Here is a 22,792-nt window from a genome sequence, read left to right as displayed (position 1 = left end):
CATATGCCGCAAACGGTGCGTCAGAGGCAAATATTATTGCCGCGAGGCGTTCTCAGCGGAACAAAAAGAATAAATCATCCAGCCGAGCGCGTTTCGTCGTCAAAAGTTGCTGATGTGAACCGTTTGCGCCGCAACAGGATTTTGTTCCAGGGGTGCGACAATAGGAACCAGCGTAGCGTCGAGGCGTTTCCTGAGCTGATTTCAGCCGACCACAGAGAGTGCGCCCATGCCCCGATGGACAACCCCGACCGGCCTTGGGGGATGGCTGACCTTGGTGCTCGGGGTGCTGCTGGCCGTGATCGGTCTGGTGTTGACGGTCGGCGGCGTTCAGCTCGCGATGCTGGGCGGCTCCTGGTATTATCTGATTGCAGGCCTGGCGCTGATCGTGTCGGGCCTTCTGCTTGTCTGGCGCGACGTGCGCGGGGCCTGGCTCTATGGCGCGGTCTTCGTCGCCACGGTGATTTGGGCTCTTTGGGAGAAGGGCCTGAACGGCTGGGCCATGATCCCCCGCCTGATCGGGCCGCTGGTGCTGATGTTCCTGGTGCTGGCGACGCTGCCGGTTCTGCGGTCGCGCGGCGGCGGCAAGACGGCGGGCCTCGGCGCGCTCGGGCTGGCGGTGCTGACGGTGGTGTTCGGCCTGGTGGTGGGTCAGATCAATGCGCCCGGCGTCGACAGCCCGGTGCCCGGCGCGCGCGGACCGTTCGGCGACCCGGCCCTGATCAAGGCCGGCATGGACTGGCCCGCTTATGGCGGATCGGACGCGGCCCAGCGCTATTCGCCGCTGAACCAGATCAACAAGACCAACGTCGGACAGCTGGAGCGGGCCTGGACCTTCCGCACCGGCGATCTGCCCGGCGAACGGTTCGGCGCCGATACCACGCCGCTGAAGATCGCCGACACCGTCTATCTCTGCTCGGGTCGCAACAGGATGTTCGCCCTGGACGCCAATACCGGCCGGCAGAAGTGGACCTATGATCCCAAGGTGGCGGACGAGCAGATCCCCTACACCGCCGCCTGCCGGGGCGTGACCTACTACGCCGCGCCCAATGCCGACCAGGCCCAGCCCTGTGCGACGCGCATCATCGAAGGCACGCTGGACGGCCGGATCATCGCGGTCGATGCGCGCACCGGCGTGCCTTGCCCCGCCTTCGGAACCAACGGCGCCGTCAGCATCAAGGAAGGGATCGGCAATCCCTATCCCGGCATGGTTTCGATCACCTCGCCGCCCGTCGTCGTCCGCGGCGTCATCGTCACGGGCCACCAAGTGCTGGACGGTCAGAAACGCTGGAACGCCTCGGGCGTCATCCAGGGCTATGACGTCGTCACCGGTCAGCTGCGCTTCGCCTGGGACATGATGCGCCCCGACATCACCACCGCCCCGCCGGCCGGTCAGACCTATACGCCGGGCACCCCGAACATGTGGACGACGGCGACGGGCGACGAAGCCCTGGGCCTGGTCTATCTGCCGATGGGCAACTCGGCCGCCGACTACTATTCGTCGCTGCGCCGGCCTCAGGAGAACCAGTATTCCAGCGCCCTGGTCGCGCTGGACGTCACCACGGGCAAGCCGCGTTGGAGCTATCAGACCGTCCGCCGCGACGTCTGGGACTATGACCTGGGTTCGCAGGTGACGCTGGTCGACATGCCGACCGCAGGGGGCGTGACGCCTGCGGTGATCCTGCCGTCCAAGCGCGGCGAGATCTTCGTGCTGGATCGCCGCACGGGCCAGCCCCTGCACGGCGTTCAGGATCGTCTGGCCCCGCGCGGCGGCGTCGAACCGGCCCAGCGCGCGGCGACCCAGCCCTATTCGCTATTCAATACCTTGGCCAAGCCTGACCTGCGCGAAGTCGACATGTGGGGCATGTCGCCGATCGATCAGATGATCTGCCGCATCCAGTTCAAGAAGGCGTCGTATCAGGGCCAGTTCACGCCCCCGACCGCCGACCGTCGCTTCATCGAATATCCGGGCTACAACGGCGGTTCGGACTGGGGCAGCGTTGCCTTGGATCCGCGTCGCGGCGTGATCATCGCCAACTATAACGACATGCCCAACTACAACCGGCTGGTGCCGCGCGCCGAGGCGAACAAGTTGGGCTGGTTCCCCCGCGACGACCCTCGATATCAGGCCGAGACAACGGGCGAAGGCGCCAAGGCCGAGGGCGCGGGCGATCCGCAGATGGGCGTGCCCTATGCGATCGACGTCAACGCCGGCTGGCGGATGCCCTTCACCGGCCTGCTGTGCAAGGAGCCTCCGTACGGCGGCATCCGCGCCATCGACGTACAAAGCGGCAAGACCCTGTGGGACCGTCCGTTCGGCACGGCGCGCAAGAACGGCCCGTTCGGCATCCCCTCGATGCTGCCGCTGGAGATCGGCACGCCGAACAACGGCGGGTCGGTGGTCACGGCGGGCGGCCTGATCTTCATCGCCGCAGCGACCGACGACCTGATCCGCGCCATCGATATCGAGACGGGCAAGACCGTCTGGTCCGATGTCCTGCCCGCCGGCGGCCAGGCGAACCCGATGATCTACGAGCAGAACGGCCGCCAGTATCTGGTGATCGTCGCCGCTGGCCATCATTTCATGGAAACGCCGGAGGGCGATTATGTCATCGCCTATGCGCTGCCGAAGCGCGGCTGAGACGAAGCACCAATCTCCCTCCCCCAGCGGGGAAGGGTGGTCGCGTCAGCGACCGGGTGGGGGCGGCTCGGAAACGAGCCGCCTTTTCTCGTTCAGCGGGATGTCGCCTGCCGCCCCAACCCGGCCTCGCCTTCGGCTCAGCCACCCTCCCCGAACGGGGAGGGAGAGCGTGCGCGACCTACGGCCTGATCTGGCCCTGGCCGCGCACGACATATTTGTAGGTGGTCAGCTGCTCCGCCCCGACCGGCCCGCGGGCGTGGAGACGGTTAGTGGAGATGCCGATTTCGCCGCCGAAGCCGAACTCGCCGCCGTCGGCGAACTGGGTCGAGGCGTTGATCAGGACGATGGCGCTGTCGACCTTGGCGGCGAACCGTTCGGCGGCCTGGGCGTCTGTGGTGACGATGGCCTCGGTATGGCCCGAGCCGTAGCGGGCGATGTGGTCGGCCGCGGCGTCCAGATCGTCGACCACGCGGACGGCGAGGATCGGGGCCAGATATTCGGTGGTCCAGTCGGCCTCGGTCGCGGGCGTCATGGCGGGGACCAGGGCGCAGGCCGCTTCGTCGCCGCGCAGTTCGCAACCGGCGGCGATCAGGTCGGCGGCGACGGAGGGCAGCAGGCGCTGGGCCGCCGCCCGGTCCACCAGCAGGGTCTCGGTCGCGCCGCAGACCGAGACACGCCGCATCTTGGCGTTCAGAACGATGGCGCGGGCGGTCTCCAGATCGGCCGCCTCATGCAGATAGGTGTGGTTCAGACCTTCCAGATGGCTGAGCACGGCCGTTCGCGCCTCGGCCTGGACGCGGGCGACCAGGCTCTTGCCGCCGCGCGGCACGATGACGTCGATGGCGCCGTTCAGCCCGGTCAGCATCAGGCCCACGGCTTCGCGATCGGGGGTGTCGACCAGTTGCACCGCATCGGCGGGCAGGCCAGCCTCGGCGAGGGCTTCCGCGATCAGGGCGGCGATGGCCAGGGAGGACTGAAGACAGTCCGAGCCGCAGCGCAGGATGGCTGCATTGCCCGAGCGGATGCACAGGGCGGCGGCGTCGGCGGTGACGTTGGGGCGGCTCTCGTAGATCACGCCCAGCACGCCGATCGGGGTGCGGACGCGGGCGATGTCGAGGCCGTTGGCGGGGGTCCAGCGTTCGGTCTCGACGCGCAGCGGATCGGGCACGGCGGCGATGGTCGCCACCGCCTCGGCCATGCCGGCGATACGGGCGGGGCTCAGCGACAGCCGGTCGATCAGAGCCTCGGTCATGCCGTTCACGCGGGCGGCCTCGACATCGCGCGCGTTGGCGGCGAGCAGGGCTGGTTCGGCGGCCGTCAGTTTTGCGGACAGGCTTTCCAGCGCGCGGGTGCGGGCGGCGGCCGGGGCTTCGCGCAAGAGCATGGCTGCGGTTCGGGCGCGCTGGCCCAGGTCGAGCATTCGGGTCTTCAGGTCGGTCATCGGTCGTCCAGCACCATGTCGTCGCGGTGGATCAGAACCGAGGCCCCGCGATAGCCCAGCAGTGTCTCGATCTCGTCCGAGCGTCGGCCGCGAAGGCGCGCGGCCTCGTCGGCGGCGTAGGCGGCCAGCCCCACCCCGACGGCGCGACCGTCGGGGTCGATCAGACGCACGCAGTCGCCCTTTTCGAAGCCGCCGGACACGCCCGTCACCCCGGCAGGCAGCAAGCTCTTGCCTGCCTTCAGCGCCGTGACCGCCCCGGCGTCCAGCGTCAGGGTTCCAGTTGGTGACAGGCTGCCGGCGATCCACTGTTTGTAAGCGGCCATCGGCCCGTCGGGGGCGGCGATCAGGGTGGCGCGCGCGCCGTCGCGAATGGCGCTGAGCGGCGACAGGGTCTGGCCCGAGGCGATGATGGTGGCGCATCCGGCCGAGCGGGCGATCTGGGCCGCCGCCAGCTTGGTCGCCATGCCGCCTGTTCCGACGCCGGCATCGGCGTTGGCGCCCCCGCCCATGGCCAGGATGTCTGGGCTCAGCGTCTCGATCAGGGGCAGATGGGCGGCGTTTGGATCGCGGCGCGGATCGGCGGTGTAAAGACCGTCCACGTCCGACAGCAGGACCAGCAGGTCCGCCCGCGCCAGCTGGGCCGTGCGCGCCGCCAGCCGGTCGTTGTCGCCGTAACGGATTTCTTCGGTCGCCACCGTGTCGTTCTCGTTGACGATGGGGATGACGCCGTGGGTCAGCAGGGCTTGAATAGTGGCGCGGGCGTTCAGCCAGCGACGGCGGCGTTCAGTGTCGTCGCGCGTCAGCAGAACCTGGCCCGCGATCAGGCCGTGCGGGTCCAGAGCCCCGGACCAGGCCGCCATCAGCAGCGACTGTCCGACCGAGGCCGCCGCCTGCTTGTCCTCCAGCCGTGCGCCCAGCGCGGGCAACCGGCCCCGGCCCAGGGCGATCGAACCGGACGAGACGACGATGACCTCGCGCCCCTCGGTCTTCAGCGCCGCCAGGTCCGAGGCGACGGCCGCCAGCCAGTCGCGCGTCGGCTGGCGCGTGGCCGCGTCGATCAGCAGGGAGGATCCGATCTTGACCACGACCCGCCGGGCGGCGCCCAGCGCCGACGCAGCGTTCGGGCCGACGGGGAGGGCGGCGCGCTGGGACATGAAGCTTTCTCTAACGCCACGGTTCAGGCTTGTCTCTTGCCGCGTCGCGCCGCAATGCAGACGAATGATGGAATCCCTTTCCCCCATCGCCGCAGGCGGTCTGGGCAGTCTGGCGGCGGGCATGATGACGGCGGTGGGCGCCGTGCCTCTGCTGTTCTTCCGCAAGGCGGGGGTGCAGACCCAGAGCGCCCTGCTCGGTTTCGCCGCCGGGGTCATGCTGGCGGCCTCCTTCTTCTCGCTGATCATTCCCGGCGTGGACGTGTTGCAGGCGGGCGGGGCCAGCCAGGCGGCGGCGGCCTGCGTCATGGGGGCGGCGGTGCTGATCGGGGCGACGGTGATCGGCCTGATGAACCGGTTCGCGCCGGTGGACATGCTGGCCATCGGACCGGCGGGATCGCGCGACCTGTCGCGGCGTATCTGGCTGTTCATCATCGCCATCACCCTGCACAACTTCCCCGAGGGCGCGGCGGTGGGCGTCAGCTTCGGCGGCGGCGACATGCATCAGGGCCTGTCGACGGCGCTCGGAATCGGCATCCAGAACATGCCTGAGGGTCTGGCCGTGTCGGCGGCGATGGCGACCCTGGGATACGGCCGCTGGCCGGCGTTCGCGGCGGCGCTGGCCTCGGGCCTGGTCGAGCCTGTCGGCGGGCTGATCGGGGCCAGCGTGGTCGATCTCTTGCCCGGCGCCCTACCGTGGGGCCTGGGCCTGGCGGCGGGAGCCATGATCTATGTCGTCACCGCCGAGATCATTCCCGAGACCCGCGAGAAGTCCAAGGGCGAGGGGTCCATGATCGGCCTGATGATCGGCCTGGTCGGTATGATGTTCCTGGACATCGCCCTGGGATGATGGGGGCGAGGCGGGCAGTGGTCCTGTCCGCAGTCGTCATTCCGGAGCGGCCACAGGCCGAACCCGGAAGCCAGGAGGATGTCGTCCGACCTGCAACGCATTTGGCGTGGCGACTGTGGCCCTGGGTTCCGGGTTCTTCGCTGCGCTCAGCCCTGAAATGACGACAGGGTAATGGCGGTCATGTCGTTCACGACGCTGAAACCGACCTTGACCGCCCCAGTGTCCGTTACATCGATTTACATGGCAGGCGGGGGTTGAAGCCGTCGGGGCCGAGAGGCTAGGCCTCTCGCTTCGCTGCTCGATTGTCCCCCGAAAGGAGCGCCAGCCTAAATGACGCGACCTCTCAAGCCTGCGGCTTCCCGTAGAAATTTCTTGTCTGGCCTGGGGCTTTTGGCCCTGATGGGCGCCGGAGTGTTCCCCATGCCTGTTTCCGCCCAAGCGTCCCGCACCGTCGCCCGCCACCGCCAGAAGATCGAGGATCTGATCGCGGCCATGACGGTCGAGGAGAAGGCGGGCCAGCTGAACCTGCTGGCCGATCCGTTCCGCTGGATGCCGACGGCGGTGAATCCTCTGGACGGCACGGGCGATCCCGCGCGCGTCACGGCCCTGATCCGCGAAGGCAAGGTCGGGTCGCTGTTCAACGGTATCGGCGCCGAGGCGGGCCGCCGCATCCAGCGCGTGGCGATGGAGGAGAGCCGGCTGAAGATCCCGCTGCTGTTCGCGGCGGACGTGATCCACGGCCTGTCGACCATCTTCCCGGTGCCCCTGGCCGAGGCGGCGGCCTTCGACACCGAGCTGGCGCGGCGCACGGCGCGGGCGGCGGCGGTCGAGACGGCGGCGTCGGCCGTTCACCAGACCTACGCCCCCATGGTGGACGTGGCGCGCGACCAGCGCTGGGGCCGCAACGTCGAGGGCGCGGGCGAGGACGTTCTGCTGAACAACCTGCTGGCCGCCGCCCGCGTGCGCGGCTTCCAGGGCGAAAAGGGTCTGGACGACCGTGACGCGGTCCTGGCCACCGCCAAACACATGGCCGCCTATTCCGCCGCCGTCGGCGGGGTCGAATACAACACCACCGACATGAGCGAGCAGACGCTGCGCGGGGTCTTCCTGCCGCCGTTCAAGGCCTCGGTGGACGCCGGCGCCCTGTCGATCATGAGCGCCTTCAACGACGTCAACGGCGTGCCGGCGTCGGGCAGCCGCAAGCTGCTGACCGACATCCTGCGCGGCGAATGGGGCTTCGAGGGCTTCGTCGTCTCCGACTACACCTCCGAGCAGGAGCTTGTGGCCCACGGCTTCGCCGAGGACGGCCGCGACGCCGCCCGCCTGGCCTTCAACGCGGGGGTCGATGTGTCGATGGTGTCGGGCCTGTATCTGGAACATCTGCCCAGCCTGGTCGCCTCGGGCGAGGTGTCGATGGCGCGGCTGGACGAGGCGGTGCGTCGCGTCCTGAACACCAAGGCGGCGCTGGGCCTGTTCGACGATCCCTATCGCGGCACCGATCCGGTGCGTGAAAAGGCGGTGATCGGGTCGCGCGAACACGTCGAGCTGTCGCGCGAGGCGGGCCGCAAGTCGGTCGTGCTGCTGAAGAACGACAACGGCCTGCTGCCGCTGAAGAAGAGCCAGAAGATCGCCCTGGTCGGCCCGTTCGCCGACGACGTGGACAATATCTGGGGGCCGTGGACCATCTGGGGCGCGCCCGAGCGACGCGTTTCGCTGGAAGCCGGCTTCCGCGCGGCCATGAGCGATCCGCAGAACCTGACCCTCGCACGCGGTTCGGGTGTCGAGACGCCGCTGGACGGCGGGATCGAGCAGGCCGTCGCCGCCGCCCGCGACGCCGAGGTCATCGTCCTGGCCATCGGCGAGGCGACCAATATGTCGGGCGAGGCCCAGTCGCGCACCGAGATCGTGGTGCCCGCGCCGCAGGTCGCCCTGGTCGACGCCATGGCGGCGCTGGGCAAGCCCATGGTCATCCTGCTGAGGAACGGCCGGGCGCTTGCGCTGGAAGGCAATGTGAAGAACGCCCAGGCCATCGTCGTGACCTGGTTCCTGGGCGAACAGATGGGCCACGCTGTCGCCGACGTCCTGTTCGGCGATCACGGCCCGTCGGCGCGCCTGCCGGTCAGCTTCCCGCACAAGTCGGGCCAGCAGCCCTATTCCTACGACCGCAAGACCACCGGCCGCCCGGCCAATCCCGATCTGGCGAGCGAGGAATACAAGGCCCGCTATCGCGAGACGACCAATACGGCGCTGTATCCCTTCGGCTATGGCCTGACCTATGGCGCGATCAGCTATGGGCCGGTCGAGATGGAGAGCGACAAGCTGGCCTGGGCCGGCACGCTGGACCTGGCCGTGACCGTGACCAACACCGGATCGCATCCGGCCGAGGAGCTGGTGCAGCTCTATATCCACGACCGGGTCGCCAGCCTGACCCAGCCGGGCCGATTGCTGAAAGACTTCAAGCGCGTGTCGCTGAAGCCGGGCCAGAGCACGAAGGTGAGCTTCACCCTGAACGCCCGTCAGCTGGGCTTCATCGGCGCGGACGAGACCTGGCGCATCGAGCCCGGTCTGTTCGACGTCTGGCTGGCGCCGCACGCCCAAGGCGGGGCGAAGGCGACGTTCCAGCTGATCGGTCCGGCGTCGATCACCGACGGGCGGTGACGCGCGCCACGTTGACGGGGCAGGCGGCAGGGCTTAACGACGCCGCCGTTTGCCTTCGGCCTTCGTATCGGCCGGATTCGATTTTAGGAGCGCGCCCATGACGACGAAGATTCTTCCGGGCGCCACCGGCGTTCTCGCGCTCGCGGACGGCACGATCCTGCAGGGCATCGGAGTGGGCGCCGTCGGCTCGGCCCTGGGCGAGGTGGTCTTCAACACCGCCATGACCGGCTATCAGGAAATCCTGACCGACCCGTCCTACATGAGCCAGATCCTGGCCTTCACCTTCCCGCATGTCGGCAATGTGGGGACCAATGTCGAAGACATCGAGCAGATGGGCGGCGGGTCCGACACCTCGGCGCGCGGCGCCATCTTCCGCGACGTTCCGACCGATCCGGCCAACTATCGCTCGGACGCCAGTTTTGACGACTGGATGAAGCGGCGCGGCGTCGTGGCGCTGGCCGGCGTCGACACCCGCGCCCTGACCAAGATCATCCGCGACAAGGGCGCGCCCCACGCCGTCATCGCCCACGACCCGGACGGAAGCTTCGACCTGGAGGCCCTGGTGGCCCAGGCCAGGGGCTGGACCGGGCTGGTCGGTCTGGACCTGGCCAAGCCCGCCTCGACGCTTCAGGCGTTCGAATGGAACGAGGGTTTGTGGGGCTGGCCGGAGGGTCACCCCAAGACCGAAGGCCGCAAGGACGTGGTGGTCATCGATTACGGCGTGAAGCGCAACATCCTGCGCGCCCTGGCCTCGACCGGCGCGCGCATCACCGTGGTCCCCGCGACGACGACGGCGGAAGAGGTTCTGGCCCGCAATCCCGACGGCGTGGTCCTGTCCAACGGTCCGGGCGATCCGGCCGCGACGGGCGAATACGCCGTGCCTGAAATCCAGAAACTGGTCGCCAGCGGCAAGCCGTTGATGGGCATCTGCCTGGGCCACCAGATGCTGGCCTTGGCGCTCGGCGCCAAGACGGTGAAGATGGATCAGGGCCACCACGGCGCCAACCATCCGGTCAAGGATCTGACCACCGGCAAGGTCGAGATCGTGTCGATGAACCACGGCTTCACCGTCGATCGCGACAGCCTGCCCGACGCCGTTACCGAGACCCACGTCAGCCTGTTCGACGGCACCAACTGCGGCATCGCCGTCAAGGACAAGCCGATCTTCAGCGTCCAGCACCACCCCGAGGCCTCGCCCGGCCCGACCGACAGCCTGTATCTGTTCGACCGGTTCGCCGATCTGATGGGCGAGCGCTGAGGCCATGAAGCAGGGCGCGGTTCGGTCGGACTATCTGGACTGGCTGGCCGAGGCGTTCGAGGTCGCTCGCCGGTTTACGCCCCTGCCTGACGGCGATGTCGTGGTGGGTTATGCGACCGGATACGACGCGGCCGACATCGCGCCCTTCGTTCTGTCGTTGCGGGCCGTATTCGAGGGTCCTGTGGCCCTCGTGGTCGACGCCGAACCGGATTTGCGCGCCTTTCTGGCCCAGCATCGGGTGACCGCCGTCGATGCGCCGGTCTGGCGCGGATGGGCGCCGCATCCGGTGATGCAGCGGTTCGTGGCCTTCGCCGGACTGCTGGGCGACCGACCCGGCGCCGCCCTGGCCTGCGACGTGCGCGACGTGATCTTTCAGGCGCCGCCCTTCGATCCGGCGCCCGAGGGGCTTGAGGCCTATGTCGAGGCCGAGACGCCGCTGGCCGATCACGCCTTCAACATGAAGTATCTGCGCGCCCTGTTCGGCGAGGCGCAGGCGCGGCAGCTGGCCGATAAGGCCTGTCTGTGCGTCGGCACCATCGTCGGGCCGCGCGCCGAGGTCTCGCGCCTGTCACGGCTGATCCTGTCGCTGGCGGCGACGCCGCGATCCGAGATCGGCGGGGCGTTCGGCGCCGATCAGGCGGCCTTCAATATGGCGATTCATCAGGGTCTGACGGCGATGAGCGTGCGCCCAAACTACGGGCGCGTGGCGACCCTGGGCCTGACGCCGGGCGAGACGTTGAAGTTCGAAGGCGGCAAGGTCGTCAATCCCGACGCCAGTGTCAGCCCCATCGTCCATCAGCATGATCGCCATCCGCATCTTGAAGCGCCGGTTCATGCGCTGTGGGGTGGAGGGCTGGAGCTGCGTCGGCGGGTAAGGCCCAAGTCGGCGGGGCAGAAGATCGAAAAGCTGAAAGCCTCGCTGCGCCGCCGGATGCCCGAACTGCGTTGAGCCGGCGGTGCCAGGCCCAGGCGCTGGCGACGATGGAAGGCAGGTCCGACTGGCGTGGCGCAAAGCCCAGCACCTGACGGGCCAGAGTGATGTCCGACACAAGATGCGGCGGGTCGCCCGCGCGGCGCGCTCCGGCTGCGTCGGGCAGTCGAAGGCCGCTGTGGGCCATGATCGCTTCTAGCACCTGACGCACCGAATGGCCTCGGCCGGCGCCCAGATTGCAGGCGAAGAAGCCGCGTCGGTCGCCGAGCAACTGCGTCAGGGCGGCGAGATGGCCCCGAGCCAGGTCGCAGACGTGGACATAGTCGCGCACCGCCGTGCCGTCGGGCGTCGGATAATCGGTCCCATGAACGGCGAAATCGTCGATCTGGCCGCGTAGGGCCATCATGGCGCGCGGGATCAGATGGGTCTCGACTGGCCGATCTTCGCCGATCAGGCCTGACGCCGAAGCGCCGCTGGCGTTGAAATAACGCAGCGCGATGACGTTCAGCCCGTGCGCTGCGCTGGCGTCCGACAGGATCTGTTCGCAGCCCAGTTTGGAGCGTCCATAGGGGGTGACGGGGGCCAGCCGCGTCGCCTCCGTGATCGGATCGTCGCCGGGATCGCCATAGACGGCGCAGGTGCTGGAAAAGACCAGCCGGTTCACGCCCGCTTCCCGCATACCGCCCAACAGGCCGAACAGACCGCCGACATTGTTGCGATAGTAGTCCAGCGGCGCGCGCACCGATTCAGGCACCACGGACGAGCCGGCGAAATGCATGACGGCGCTGATGTCGTGGGCGATCAGGGTGTGGCGCACCTTGTCCGCGTCCCAGACATCGCCCTCGACCAGCGGCCCCCAGCGCACGAAACGGCGCCGGCCGGTTGACAGGTTGTCGTAGGTGACGGGTCGATAGCCGGCGGCCGCCAGGGCCTCGCACACATGAGCGCCGATATAGCCCGCGCCGCCCGTGACCAGGATCGCCTTCGCAGATGTCAGCGCCGATCCGACTTCGCCCATCCGCTCTTGTCGGATACCGAAGGTCGGTAAATCAACCCCAAATCACCTGCGTGTGTATTCAGAGGTGTGTGGCGACTGTCAGGGGATCGGTGCGAAACTGCGTTCTTCGCGCAGGGCGCTGGCTTTCCGGACGGCGATCGGTGCGGCATGCAGCCAGTAGTCGGCGTCTTCGAGACGCTGCTCTCTGCGGCGCTCCAGTCCGCGCAGGCGGCGCAGGGCGGCGTTTTCGAGAAGACGCGCATGCAGAGCGCGGGGCGACAGTTCGGCGATGGCGGGAGAGCCGGGGACGGCGACGGCGTCGGGGCCTTTGGGCTCCACCGCCGGGCGGGCGATGGCGATAAACATAAGGATCTCGGTGCAGGAGGGAGAGGCGCTTCTGCGCCGAGCTAACGATGGGTTAACCACAGTCCCTGTGGATAGTTCCTGAGTGCGTCCGAAAAAAGTCCGTGAATCGAAAGACTTACTGCCCGTTTCCGGACAAAATAGTTACCGAAATCTTAATCCGGGGTCGGAGCGTTCGCTCGACGATGTCCGGTAAGGGCGCTGAAAAGACGCCGCCGGTGGCAGTCCCTAGGGGAGTCGAACCCCTCTTTTCAGGTTGAAAACCTGACGTCCTAACCGATAGACGAAGGGACCGCGGCCGGGGCGGCGCATTTGCCCCGGTTCGGCCCCTCCTGCAAGCAAAAAGTTATGCGGCCGCGGCGGTTGCGGGCACGAGGGCGTCCAGCGCCGGGAACAGGTCGGCGATCAGATCCTCGACATGCTCCAGACCCACCGACAGGCGCACCAGGCCGTCGCCGATGCCGGCCGTCGCGCGCTGTTCCGGCGTCATGGCGGCGTGGGTCATGGTGGCGGGGTGGGCGATCAGGCTTTCGACGCCGCCCAGCGATTCCGCCAGGGTGAAGATCTCCAGCGTCTCGACCAGATCGCGCACGGCGTCCGTACCGCCTTGCAGCTCAAAGCTGAGCATGGCGCCGGGGCCGGCCTGCTGGGCCGCGACCAGGGCGTGGTTGGGGTGGGACTTCAGACCCGGATAGTGGACGGCCGTGACCGCCGGGTGGGCGGCCAGCTTTTCGGAGATCTTGCCCGCCGTGGCCTGCTGCCGCTCGATGCGCGCGAAAAGAGTGCGCACGCCGCGCAGGGTCAGATAGGCGTCGAACGGCGAGCCGGTCACGCCGGTGCAGTTGGCCCACCAGGCCAGGGTCTGGTGATCCTCGGCGTCGGCCGAGATGACGGCGCCGCCGACCACGTCGGAATGGCCGTTGATGAACTTGGTCGTCGAGTGGACTACAAAGTCGGCGCCCAGCTTGATCGGGTTTTGCAGCGCCGGCGACAGGAAGGTGTTGTCGCAGACGACCTTTGCGCCCGCCGCATGGGCGCGGGTGCAGATGTCGGCGACGTCGACCAGACGCAGCAGCGGGTTGGACGGGGTCTCGACCAGCACCAGTTTCGGCTTCAGGGCCAGGGCGGCCTCGAAGGCGACGGGATCGCCCTGATCGACCAGCAACAGTTCGAAATGCCCCTTCCTGGCGCGGGCGTTCAGCAGGCGACAGGTGCCGCCGTAACAGTCGTGCGGCGCGATCAGCAGGTCGCCCGGCTCCAGCAGGGTCAGGGGCAGATCGACCGCGGCCATGCCGGTGGCGGTGATGACGCAGCCGGCGCCGCCCTCCAGCTCCGTCAGGGTTTCGGCCAGCACGTCGCGGGTGGGATTGCCCGAACGGCTGTAGTCGTACTTCCGCTTCTGATCGAAGCCGGCGAAGGAATAGTTGGACGACAGATACAGCGGCGGCATGACCGCGCCGTGCGCCGTGTCTGTATCCACGCCCGTGCGGGCGGCGATGGTGTGCGGATTGGCGGGACGGGAAGTCATGCTTTGATATCCTTCAGGGCGGCGCGGAGGATGTCGCCGACGAAGGCGTCCTCCTTCAGAAAGGCGTCGTGGCCATATAGCGAGGGCGCTTCGACGAAGCGCCACAGGGTCGGCAACCGCGCGGCCAGTTCGCGGATGTCGTCGATCGGCACCAGACGGTCGGAGGTGAAGCCGATCAGGGTGACGGGGGTGGTGATGGCTTCCGGCGTCACGCTATGGCGATCCAGGGAATCGGACATCGACAGCCAGCGGGCCGGGGTGGTGTGGGTGCGGTAGGCCTGGCCCCGCGCCGTCAGATAGTCGCAGACGGGATAGGCGCCGCCGACAGCTGCGGGCGCGGTGGTGTCGAAGCGGTCGTCGAACTCCTCGGCCGTGCGATAGGTGGTCATGGCCAGTTCGCGGGCCAGGGCGACGCCCTCCTCGGGACGGCCGGCGGCGACCGCGAACTGCAGGATGCGGCGCTGGATGCCGCGCCAGGCGGTGGCCTGGGGATGGGCGCGGTGGGCGGCCGACACGATGATCAGCTGCTCGGCCCAGTCGGGAAACAGTTCGGCGAAGGCCAGGCCGACCATGCCGCCGTACGAGCAGCCGACGAAGGCAGCGACGCGCTCGATCTTCAGATGGTTCAGCACCAGGGCCAGCAGGCGGGCCTGATCCTGGGTGGTGATGGTGACGGGCGCATCCAGGAACTCGGCGCCGGGGGCGAAATCGACGGCCAGGACCTGAAGCCGGCTCAGGTCGATGGGCCCGCGCACCGAAACGGCGCCCGACCACCAGCCCAGGCCGTTGGTCTCCGTCCGGTGGACGAAGCGGCCGGCCGAGATGCCGCCGGCGACGACGACGACGGGAGCGCCGATCCGGCCATGCAGGCGGCCGACGATATTGGGCTGGTTCAGCTGTTCGCCCGAGGCGAGGCGGAAGTCGGCGGGAATGGCAACGATGACGTCGCGGGCGCCGCCGCGCTCACGCGTCGGTTCGCGGACAGGAGTAAGGGCTGTCGCGCGGAGACAGTCGGGGTCTTCGAGCAGGGTGGTTTCGGCCAGGGTCATCGTCGTTCCGCATCGTTCTCGCTCAGCAAGTCTCGATGCGGTGACAGAGTGTGGAGCGTCGTCTCGTCGATGCTCCACTCATCTCTCGCGACCCCGAAGGACCCCGCAGGAGTTGGCACCGTTTCGAGCTGTGAGACCCGATGGTTGCCCCAGCGTCAAAGGGCCTAATCCCTCGGCTGGTCTTGATGAGTGACTTTACGTTGCTGATACGGGCGGCGCCGGTCAAGCGAAAAATTCAACCTCATTGACGGCTTGGGTCGACTACAAGAGGGTGAAAACGCACCATAAGCGCCTTGTCGTGAAAAAATCATCCAATCCGACTTGACAGGGCGGGGGTCGTCCGATCACCCTAGGCCCAGATTTCAACTGGACCTGCCCTGTGCAACAGCGCTCGCTCATCGCCGAAGTTTCGACCGTCGCCGGCCTCGCCGCGACGCGTTTCGGCATGACCCTCGGCGGCACGATTATCGGCGGCACCACCGGCACCACCACCATGCCCGAACGGGCGGGACGAGTTTAGCGCGCCGAACCCCGGCAACCGCAGAACCCGAACCCCGCCCGGTCCGCCAGGCGGGGTTTTTCATTTCACCCCACCCCATCCCGACCTTTCCCGAGAACCCCGATGTCCGCCCAACTCGCCGTCGTAGAAAAATCCGAAAGCCTCGACCCCAGCAGTCAGCCTTCACCCGACTTGGTTGGGCCCGAGGTGGTGGTGCTGAAGTTCGGCTCGTCCATCCTGCGCAGCCCGGCCGAGGCCCCGCTGGTCGCCTCGGCCGTCTATGGCCATGTGCGGGCGGGGCGAAAGGTGGTGGCGGTGGTCTCGGCCTTCGGCGGAGCGACGGACCGGCTGCTGGGCGAGGCGCGGGCGCTGGGCCTGGCCCATTCCAACGACCTGCTGCCCGGCTATGTGGCCCTGGGCGAAGAGAAGTCGGCGGCCCTGGTGGCCATCGCCTGCGACCGGATCGGCCTGGACGCCTGCGCCCTGTCGGTCCGCGAACTGGGCATCGTGGCGGAGGGCGAGCCGGAGCATTCGCGCCCCTGCGGCCTGCGACCCGACCATCTGAAACAGGCGCTGGATCGGCACGAGGTGGTGGTGGTGCCCGGGTTCGGCGCGGTGCGGCCGGACGGCAAGGTGGCCCTGCTGGGACGGGGCGGATCGGACCTGACGGCGGTCTTCCTGGCGGCTGAGCTGGGGCTGAAGAAGGTGCGGCTGGTCAAGGATGTGGACGGCCTTTACGACCACGACCCCAATGACAAGACGGCCCCGGCCCTGCGCTATCGCCGCGCCTCCTGGGATGTGGCGCGCAAGCTGGGCGGCGCCCTGGTCCAGCATGACGCCATCGACCTGGGCGAAAGCCGGGGCGTCGAGATCGAGGTGGCGGCCCTGGACCGCGCCGACGGCACGGTCATCGGCGACAAGTCGGCGCCGCCCGGCCCGGCGCCCGCCCTGCCGCCACTGAAGGTCGCTGTCGCCGGATGCGGCGTCGTGGGCGGCGGCGTGCTGGGCAAGCTGCTCGACGATCCCCGCTACGAAGTCGTGGGCGTGCTGGTGCGCAATCCGAGAAAGGCCCGCGACGTGGACTGTCCGGCTTCGTTGTTCACCTCCAACCCGGCGGACCTGTGGGCCAAGAAGCCCGACATCGTGCTGGAGGCCCTGTCGGAAGGCGAGGCGGGCCATGCGGTGATCCGCGCTGCGCTCGAGGCCGGCTGCGATGTCGCCAGCGCCAACAAGCAGGCGGTCAGCCGCGATCCGGGCGGGCTGCAAGAACTGGCGAAAGCCAATGGGCGGCGCATCTTCTGGTCGGCCTCGGTCGGCGGCGGATCGCCGATGATCGAGACGGTCCGCGCGGCCCGCGCGGCCGGCGAGGTGGTCGGCTTCGAGGCGGTGCTGAACGGCACGGTCAACTTCATGCTGGAGCGGCTGGGCGACGGGGCGGCCTTCAACGAAGCCCTGGCGGACGCCCGGGCGGCGGGCTTTGCGGAGGAGGACCCGTCCTCGGATCTGGAAGGTCTGGATGCGGCGGCCAAGGTGCGGCTGCTGTGCCACGAAGCGTTCGGCCGTTCGCCCGACGGCGACGTGCCGCGCGACTGCCTGACCGAGGCGACCTCGGCCGCAGGCGGCGTGCGCCAGATCGGCGCGGCCCATCTGAAGGACGGGGTGATCCGCCCGTCGGTGTCGCTGAACGCCGACCATGGCGACCCGCTATTCTCGACCCTGCGCGGCGAGGGCAACGCGCTGAAGGTCTATGGCGCCGACGGCCGCGTGTGGCGCTGTCGGGGCCGGGGCGCCGGGCGTTGGGCCACGACCGAGAGCATCATGGCGGACCTGGCCGAGATCGTGCGTGCACGGCGCGCCGATGCGGGCCTAAACTAAGCCCATGGCCGTCTTCACCCGCGTTTCCATCGCCGACGCCAAGGCCTTCCTGGCCGGCTACGACATCGGCGAGGTGGTCGAACTGACGGCCATCGCCGAAGGGGTGGAGAACACCAACTATCGACTGGATACGACGCAGGGCCGGTTTGTGCTGACCCTGTTCGAGGGGCGGACGGACGAGGCCTCGCTGCCCTTCTGCCTGGGGCTGACGGCGCATCTGGCGGCGCGCGGCTTTCCTTGCCCGACGCCGATCGAGGACCGGACGGGCGGATGGCTCGGGCGGTTCAACGGCCGGGCGGCGGCGGTGATCGAATGGAAGACCGGCGCCTGGCTGCGCACGCCGTCATCGGCCGATCAGGCGGCGGCGGGGGCGGTGCTGGCGCGGCTTCATCTGACGGCGGCGGACTTCGAGCTGAGACGGGATAATCCGGTCGGACCGGCCATGTGGCGTCGGCTGGTCGATCGGTGCGTCGAGGGAGAAGGGGGGGCGTCCGACGCGGATCGCGCGCTGATTAGACAGGTCCAAGGGACGCTGGCGCGGCTGGGCGATCCCTTTACGGCCGATCTACCGGGCGGGGCGATCCATGCCGACTATTTCCCCGACAATGTGCTGTTCGAGGACGGCGCCGTGTCGGCGGTGATCGACTTCTATTTCGGCTGCACCGGCGCCTTCGCCTATGACCTCGCCATCGCCCTGTCGGCCTGGGGCTTCGACGCCGAGGGGCGGGCCATGCCGGACGCGCTGGCGGCGTTCCAGCGCGGCTATGAGTCCGTGCGGCCGCTGAGCGCCGCCGAGCGGGAGGCCTTGCCGCGTCTGGGCGAAGCGGCGGCCCTGCGCTTCACCGTGACGCGGCTGCACGACCGCATTTTTCACGATCCCGCCAATCTGGTGACGCCCAAGGATCCGGCGGTCTTCCTGCGTCGGATGGACCACTGGCGCGCGACAGAACCGGCCTGAGGCGCCTGCGCGACTTCGTCGCTGGAACCGAAAGCTTGGCCGGGATTTTGATGGTGCAACGGCGAAGTCCGCCGCTCCCCGAGGACGAAGATCATGACTGACGAAACCATCAACGGCGCCGCCTCGCAGGCGCAAGGCAAGTTCCAAAAAGGCGTCGGCAAGCTGGTCGGCGACCAGAAGATGCAGGTCGAGGGCGCCTATAACGACGCCAAGGGCCGCTCGCTGGAAACCTTCGGCAAGGCGATGGATTCGGTCGATCGCCTGGTCGAGAAGGTCCCCGCCGACTACCGCGACAAGGCCCGCACCGTCGCCGCCGAGGCGCGCAAGCGTCCGCTGGTCACGACCCTGTCGGTCGCCGGCGTCGGCCTGCTTCTGCTGCGCGCCCTGACGGGCGGCGGTCGTCGCTAAGACGTTTTAGTGGCGGCCTGAAAAGGCCGCCACGGCGTCACGCGCCGCTTCCATCGTCCCATCGACGATCGTCAACCGCTCAGGCTTCTCGCCCAGGGCGGCGATGACCTTTGCGGGTTTGGGTTCGAAGCCCAGGACGTTCGAGACGAAGTCCCCGAACTTGGACGGATGGGCGGTGGACAGGGCGACGACGGGGCCTTTCGAGCGGTCCTGCCGTCGCGCGGCGGCCAGCGCCACGGCCGTGTGCGGGCACACGACACGGCCCCAGGCCTCATAGGCGTGGGCGATCTTGGCGCGCGTCTCATCCTCGTCAATGGAGACCGCCGAGACCTGCGTGCGCAGGGCGGCGAGAAGGTCCGGATCGAAGGCGATGGCGCCGTCGCGGGCGAAGGTTTCGAACACCACGCGCGTCGCCTCGGCGTCGCGGCCCGTCCCCTCGAACACCAGCCGCTCGAAGTTGGACGGCGCCTGCACATCCATGGAGACGCTGCCGCTTTCGACCGCCGGACGGCGTGAATATAGGCCGTCATGCAGGGCGCGGGCCAGGGCGTCGTTCTGGTTCACGGCGGCGACGAAGCCGTTCGACGGCAGGCCCATCTTCGTGGCGGCGATGCCGGCGAAGGCGTCGCCGAAGTTGCCGGTCGGCACGACGAAGGTCGCGGCCCCGCCCAGCTGTGCTGTCGCGGAAACATAGTAGGGGATCTGGCCCGCGAGCCGCGCCCAGTTGATCGAATTGACCGAGGACAGGCGGCCGCGTTCGCGCAGTGCCTCGTCGGCCAGCAAGCCCTTCACCACACGCTGGCAGTCGTCGAAATCACCACGCACGGCCAGGTTCAGGACATTGTCGGCCTCGACCGTCGTCATCTGTTTGCGCTGAACCGGCGAGACGCGGTCCAGCGGGTGGAGCACCACCAGATCGACGGACTTGGCGCCGGCGAAGGCGCGCACGGCGGCGGCGCCGGTGTCGCCTGAGGTGGCGGTCAGGATGGTCAGACGCTCGCCCGACGCGGCCAAGGCCTCGTCCGTCAGGCTGGCGACCAGCTGCATCGCCAGGTCCTTGAAGGCGGCGGTCGGGCCGTGGAACAGCTCCAGCACGAACAGGCCCGGCTCCAGCTCGACCAGAGGCGTGACCAGCGGATGGTCGAACCCGGCGGTCAGTCGGTCCAGCGCGCGCTCCAGCGCGCCGTCGGGCAGGGCGTCGCCGATGAAGGGGGCGATGGCTTGCAGCGCGATGGATTTGTAGTCGGGCTTGCCGGTCCAGATGTCGGGCGACAGGCTGGGCCAGGCGGTCGGCATATAGAGGCCGCCGTCCGGCGCGATGCCGCGCAGCAGGGCGTCGGTGAAATCGGTTTCGGGCGCCAAGTTCGAAACTTGGCCTCGGGTCGAGACGTAGCGGGCGCTGGAGGTGCTCATGACGCCGATGGTCGTAGCCAGACGGGGCGGCGGCGTCACCCGCTTTCTGGATGATTTTGTCGGGTTTTCGCGGGCTGTGGCCCGGCAATCCTTGTCTGGGCGTAGAAGTGGGGGTTGAGCAGCATGTTTTTGCCGCGCCGACATCGACGGCGCCGGCCCGGCGAGAGCAGTTGCGACATCGCCCCGCTGGCGCGGATCGCTGCGACGGTCCATGTCTGCGACCATGAGACGACGCGATCTTCTGATCCGGCTGGGGCTGGTCGCCGGCGGCGTGGGCGGGGCCTGGTGGCTGCGCGACCATGTGGTCTGGCGCGGGCCGACGGTCGCCTTCGCGGCGAACGGCTCCAGCGGCTGGCTGCCCTATGCCGAGCCCCGCGCGCCGACCCCGACGGTCGAGGTGGCGGTGAACGGACAGCCGGTGCGGGCCCTGATCGATTCCGGGGCGCAGTATTCGGTCATCGACCGGTCGCTGGTCGAGCGGCTGGGCCTGACCAACGTCTTCAACATCCCGATGGTGGCTTACGGCGTCGGCGGCGACGCCCAGGTCGGACGCGGGACGACGCTGGATGTGGCGATCGGCGGCTTGCGGCTGACCGGATTGCGCGCGGCGATCCTCGGCCTGGGGCCGCTGGCAAGCGATCAGGGATTGGGTGCGGCGCTGATCCTGGGGCAGGACGTGCTGCGCGAACTGGTGCTGGAGCTGGACACGGCCGAGCACCGGGTGCGGTTCCTGCCGCGCGAGGGCTGGACGCCGCCATCGTCGCTGAAGCCCGTGCCGGTGACGCGGGCCGGCAAGGCCTTGCAGGCGGGCATCACCCTGGAAGGCGCGACGGTCAATGCGGTGATCGACACCGGCGCCTCGGCCGTGCTGGCCGTCACGCGCGAGACCGCCGAGGCCGCCGGACTGCTGGACGGGCGCGAACGCACGCCGGGTCAAAGCATCGTCCTTGGCGGCACGGTGCGCGCCGAGACGGTCGTCGTGCGCACCCTGACCATCGGCGACGAACTGTATCGTCAGGCAGCGGTCGCCATCTATGACGACGTCGCGGTGCCCGGCTTCCCCAAGGCCCTGATCGGCATGGCCGCCTTCGAGAACCGCCGGCTTGCGCTGGACCTGGGCGGACCGGGCCTTTTCGTCGAACGGCCGATGGAAATCACCGTCGGCTAGGTCGCCAAAGCGCGTCGAACGGTTGGCTTGGCCGCTCTGATCCTCTAGTCTGCCGCCAGCTATCAGGTCGCGTGCGCGGCCAGGCCGGCGCACTGATCGAAGGTTGCGAATCCGGTCCGACGCCCGTCGATAACCTGGCGTCACGACGAAACTTCCGTTCGCTAGGAGGCCGCCGTGGCGCGCAAACTGACACTCGATTTCCTCAAGACCGAGGCCGCATCCGGCTCGGCCCTGGCCCTGGCGGCCATCGCCGCCGTCTTGGTGGCCAACTCGCCTTGGTCGGCCGACTATTTCGCCTGGCTGAAGAGCTATCACGTGCTTCAGATCGGCCCGATCCGGCTCGAGGAGACCATCTCCGACTGGATCAAGGAAGGGCTGATGGCGATCTTCTTCCTCGTCGTGGGGTTGGAGATCAAATACGAGATCGTGCGCGGCGAACTGAGCGACCCGCGCAAACTGGCCACGCCGGTGCTGGCGGCGCTCGGCGGCATGGCGGGGCCGGCGGCGGTCTATCTGCTGTTGTCCGGCGCCATCGGGGCGCCGCACGCCGGCTGGCCCATCCCGCTGGCGACCGACATCGCCTTTGCCCTGGCCATCTTCGGCTTCGTCGGCAAGGGCTTGCCGTCATCGTTGCGGGTCTTCCTGCTGACCCTGGCCATCGTCGATGACCTCGGGGCCATCGCGCTGATCGCCGTGCTGTTCAGCGAGGGCGCGAACTGGACGCCGCTGTTCTGGGCGCTGGGCGCGCTGGCCGTCGGCGCGGTCGCGGCGCACCGCATCCGCATCCCTGCGCCCTTCTGGGTGCTGGGGTTCGCCCTGGTCTGGTATCTGACGGTGCTGTCGGGGCTCAGCACCTCGCTCACCGCCGTGGCCTTCGCCATGATCGTGCCGATCAAGGGCCGCGCCGAAGACGGCCAGAGCCCGCTGAAGGAGGCGATGCACGATCTGCACCCTTGGAACGCCTTCCTGGTCCTGCCGCTGTTCGCCTTCGCCAAGGCGGGCGTCTCCTTCGCCGGTCTGTCGATGGAGCAGGCGTTCGCGCCCCTGGTCATCGCCATCGCCCTGGGCCTGCTCGTCGGCAAGCAGATCGGCGTCCTGGGCGCCGCCTGGCTGGCTTCGGCGCTGAAGATCGGCGCGCGGCCGACGGGCGCCAGCTGGCTGCAAGTCTATGGCGTTTCCCTGCTGTGCGGGGTCGGCTTCACCATGAGCCTGTTCATCGGCGTTCTGGCCTTCCCCGGCGCGGTCGATTCGCCCGAACAGGTCGAGGTCAAACTGGGCGTCATCGGCGGCTCGATCCTGTCGGCGATCGCGGCGGCCCTGGTGCTGGGTTTCGCCGGTCGGGGCCGCCAGATGGATCCCGCCGCCCTGCACCCTGAAGTGGAGCCGCTGGGGCCGAAAGACGGGCAAAAACTGACCTAGCGTCAGGGTTTTCTGTCGCTTCCTCGACACACAAAGGCGAATCCACGTCGAAAAATGGTCGCGGGTAACAACGCTCGCTTGTCGGTCGGCCCGAACCGCGCTTAGCCTGTCCCCAACGAATGATCCCCCGCGTAGGGGACGTCGAGGGAACAGGAAACGCTGCGATCGCCAATGGCGTCGCAACTTCA

The 22,792-nt window shown here is 68.5% G+C and carries 17 protein-coding genes, 1 tRNA gene, 1 pseudogene and 1 riboswitch; of the genes and pseudogenes, 11 read left to right on the top strand and 8 right to left on the bottom strand.

All coding sequences use genetic code 11. The features are described from left to right. The first annotated feature begins 226 nt into the window (after window positions 1-226). Window positions 227-2,638, top strand: coding sequence for a membrane-bound PQQ-dependent dehydrogenase, glucose/quinate/shikimate family (locus tag LG306_RS15465; protein WP_404416386.1), 2,412 nt, complete (start codon window positions 227-229; stop codon window positions 2,636-2,638). Between the two features lie 178 nt (window positions 2,639-2,816). On the opposite strand, the gene LG306_RS15460 is transcribed toward LG306_RS15465, so the two are convergent. Together LG306_RS15460 and proB are read right to left on the bottom strand one after the other, a co-directional pair. Next, window positions 2,817-4,079 carry a glutamate-5-semialdehyde dehydrogenase gene (locus tag LG306_RS15460; protein WP_404416383.1) on the bottom strand — a complete coding sequence of 421 codons (1,263 nt, stop codon included), beginning with the start codon at window positions 4,077-4,079 and terminating at the stop codon, window positions 2,817-2,819. Then, the gene (proB, locus tag LG306_RS15455; RefSeq protein WP_404416380.1) at window positions 4,076-5,233 is read right to left on the bottom strand and encodes a glutamate 5-kinase; all 1,158 of its coding nucleotides are present in this window, start codon (window positions 5,231-5,233) and stop codon (window positions 4,076-4,078) included. The genes LG306_RS15460 and proB overlap by 4 nt, the downstream gene beginning before the upstream one ends. Window positions 5,234-5,300: 67 nt before the next feature. Here proB and LG306_RS15450 point away from each other — a divergent pair, with 67 nt between their 5' ends. The 4 genes from LG306_RS15450 (at window position 5,301) to LG306_RS15435 (ending at window position 10,945) form a co-directional block, all read left to right on the top strand. Beyond that, on the top strand, window positions 5,301-6,080 hold the full coding sequence (locus tag LG306_RS15450) for a ZIP family metal transporter (protein ID WP_404416377.1): 780 nt from the start codon (window positions 5,301-5,303) through the stop codon (window positions 6,078-6,080). 420 nt (window positions 6,081-6,500) lie between these two features. Beyond that, window positions 6,501-8,738, top strand: coding sequence for a glycoside hydrolase family 3 N-terminal domain-containing protein (locus LG306_RS15445; protein ID WP_205681693.1), 2,238 nt, complete (start codon window positions 6,501-6,503; stop codon window positions 8,736-8,738). 97 nt (window positions 8,739-8,835) lie between these two features. Continuing rightward, window positions 8,836-9,996: a glutamine-hydrolyzing carbamoyl-phosphate synthase small subunit gene (carA, locus tag LG306_RS15440; protein WP_404416374.1), complete on the top strand. Its 1,161-nt coding sequence runs from the start codon at window positions 8,836-8,838 to the stop codon at window positions 9,994-9,996. A 4-nt stretch (window positions 9,997-10,000) separates the two neighbouring features. Next, window positions 10,001-10,945 (top strand): hypothetical protein, encoded by a 945-nt coding sequence (locus LG306_RS15435; protein WP_404416371.1) that lies wholly within the window; start codon window positions 10,001-10,003, stop codon window positions 10,943-10,945. 55 nt (window positions 10,946-11,000) lie between these two features. Here LG306_RS15435 and galE read toward each other — a convergent pair. From galE to LG306_RS15410, 5 genes and pseudogenes are all read right to left on the bottom strand, one after another. Continuing rightward, window positions 11,001-11,945: pseudogene (gene galE, locus LG306_RS15430) on the bottom strand (UDP-glucose 4-epimerase GalE); the annotation flags it as partial. 78 nt (window positions 11,946-12,023) lie between these two features. Beyond that, a complete protein-coding gene (locus LG306_RS15425) occupies window positions 12,024-12,290 on the bottom strand; it encodes a hypothetical protein (RefSeq protein ID WP_112861311.1) in 267 nt (88 codons plus the stop codon). Between the two features lie 216 nt (window positions 12,291-12,506). Then, window positions 12,507-12,581 (bottom strand) — tRNA-Glu (locus LG306_RS15420). 52 nt (window positions 12,582-12,633) lie between these two features. Beyond that, entirely contained in the window at window positions 12,634-13,815 is a 1,182-nt protein-coding gene (gene metB, locus LG306_RS15415; protein ID WP_404416367.1) for a cystathionine gamma-synthase, read from the bottom strand. After that, the gene (locus tag LG306_RS15410) at window positions 13,812-14,864 is read right to left on the bottom strand and encodes a homoserine O-succinyltransferase (RefSeq protein ID WP_404416364.1); all 1,053 of its coding nucleotides are present in this window, start codon (window positions 14,862-14,864) and stop codon (window positions 13,812-13,814) included. Before LG306_RS15410 ends, metB begins: the two co-directional genes overlap by 4 nt. A gap of 75 nt (window positions 14,865-14,939) precedes the next feature. Next, window positions 14,940-15,056, bottom strand: a riboswitch (SAM riboswitch). Between the two features lie 187 nt (window positions 15,057-15,243). Between LG306_RS15410 and LG306_RS15405 the strand changes: the two genes are divergently transcribed. The 4 genes from LG306_RS15405 (at window position 15,244) to LG306_RS15390 (ending at window position 18,604) form a co-directional block, all read left to right on the top strand. Continuing rightward, a complete protein-coding gene (locus LG306_RS15405) occupies window positions 15,244-15,384 on the top strand; it encodes a hypothetical protein (RefSeq protein WP_184279405.1) in 141 nt (46 codons plus the stop codon). A 102-nt stretch (window positions 15,385-15,486) separates the two neighbouring features. Next, a complete protein-coding gene (locus tag LG306_RS15400; RefSeq protein ID WP_404416360.1) occupies window positions 15,487-17,238 on the top strand; it encodes a Gfo/Idh/MocA family oxidoreductase in 1,752 nt (583 codons plus the stop codon). 4 nt (window positions 17,239-17,242) lie between these two features. Then, a complete protein-coding gene (thrB, locus tag LG306_RS15395) occupies window positions 17,243-18,196 on the top strand; it encodes a homoserine kinase (protein WP_404416357.1) in 954 nt (317 codons plus the stop codon). A 93-nt stretch (window positions 18,197-18,289) separates the two neighbouring features. After that, complete coding sequence (locus tag LG306_RS15390; RefSeq protein WP_039244733.1) at window positions 18,290-18,604, top strand: CsbD family protein; 315 nt, start codon at window positions 18,290-18,292, stop codon at window positions 18,602-18,604. A 6-nt stretch (window positions 18,605-18,610) separates the two neighbouring features. On the opposite strand, the gene thrC is transcribed toward LG306_RS15390, so the two are convergent. Beyond that, window positions 18,611-20,056 carry a threonine synthase gene (thrC, locus tag LG306_RS15385; RefSeq protein ID WP_404416353.1) on the bottom strand — a complete coding sequence of 482 codons (1,446 nt, stop codon included), beginning with the start codon at window positions 20,054-20,056 and terminating at the stop codon, window positions 18,611-18,613. 184 nt (window positions 20,057-20,240) lie between these two features. Here thrC and LG306_RS15380 point away from each other — a divergent pair, with 184 nt between their 5' ends. Continuing rightward, window positions 20,241-21,185, top strand: a complete 945-nt coding sequence (locus LG306_RS15380) for a retropepsin-like aspartic protease (protein WP_404416350.1) — start codon at window positions 20,241-20,243, stop codon at window positions 21,183-21,185. A gap of 174 nt (window positions 21,186-21,359) precedes the next feature. Continuing rightward, window positions 21,360-22,604, top strand: coding sequence for a Na+/H+ antiporter NhaA (gene nhaA, locus LG306_RS15375; protein ID WP_137721009.1), 1,245 nt, complete (start codon window positions 21,360-21,362; stop codon window positions 22,602-22,604). Window positions 22,605-22,792: the final 188 nt, after the last annotated feature.

This window comes from Brevundimonas vesicularis (assembly GCF_044807075.1).
Taxonomy (GTDB): domain Bacteria; phylum Pseudomonadota; class Alphaproteobacteria; order Caulobacterales; family Caulobacteraceae; genus Brevundimonas; species Brevundimonas vesicularis_G.
The sequence above is the reverse complement of the archived record's forward strand: the minus strand, read 5'-3'. Positions and strand labels throughout refer to the sequence as shown.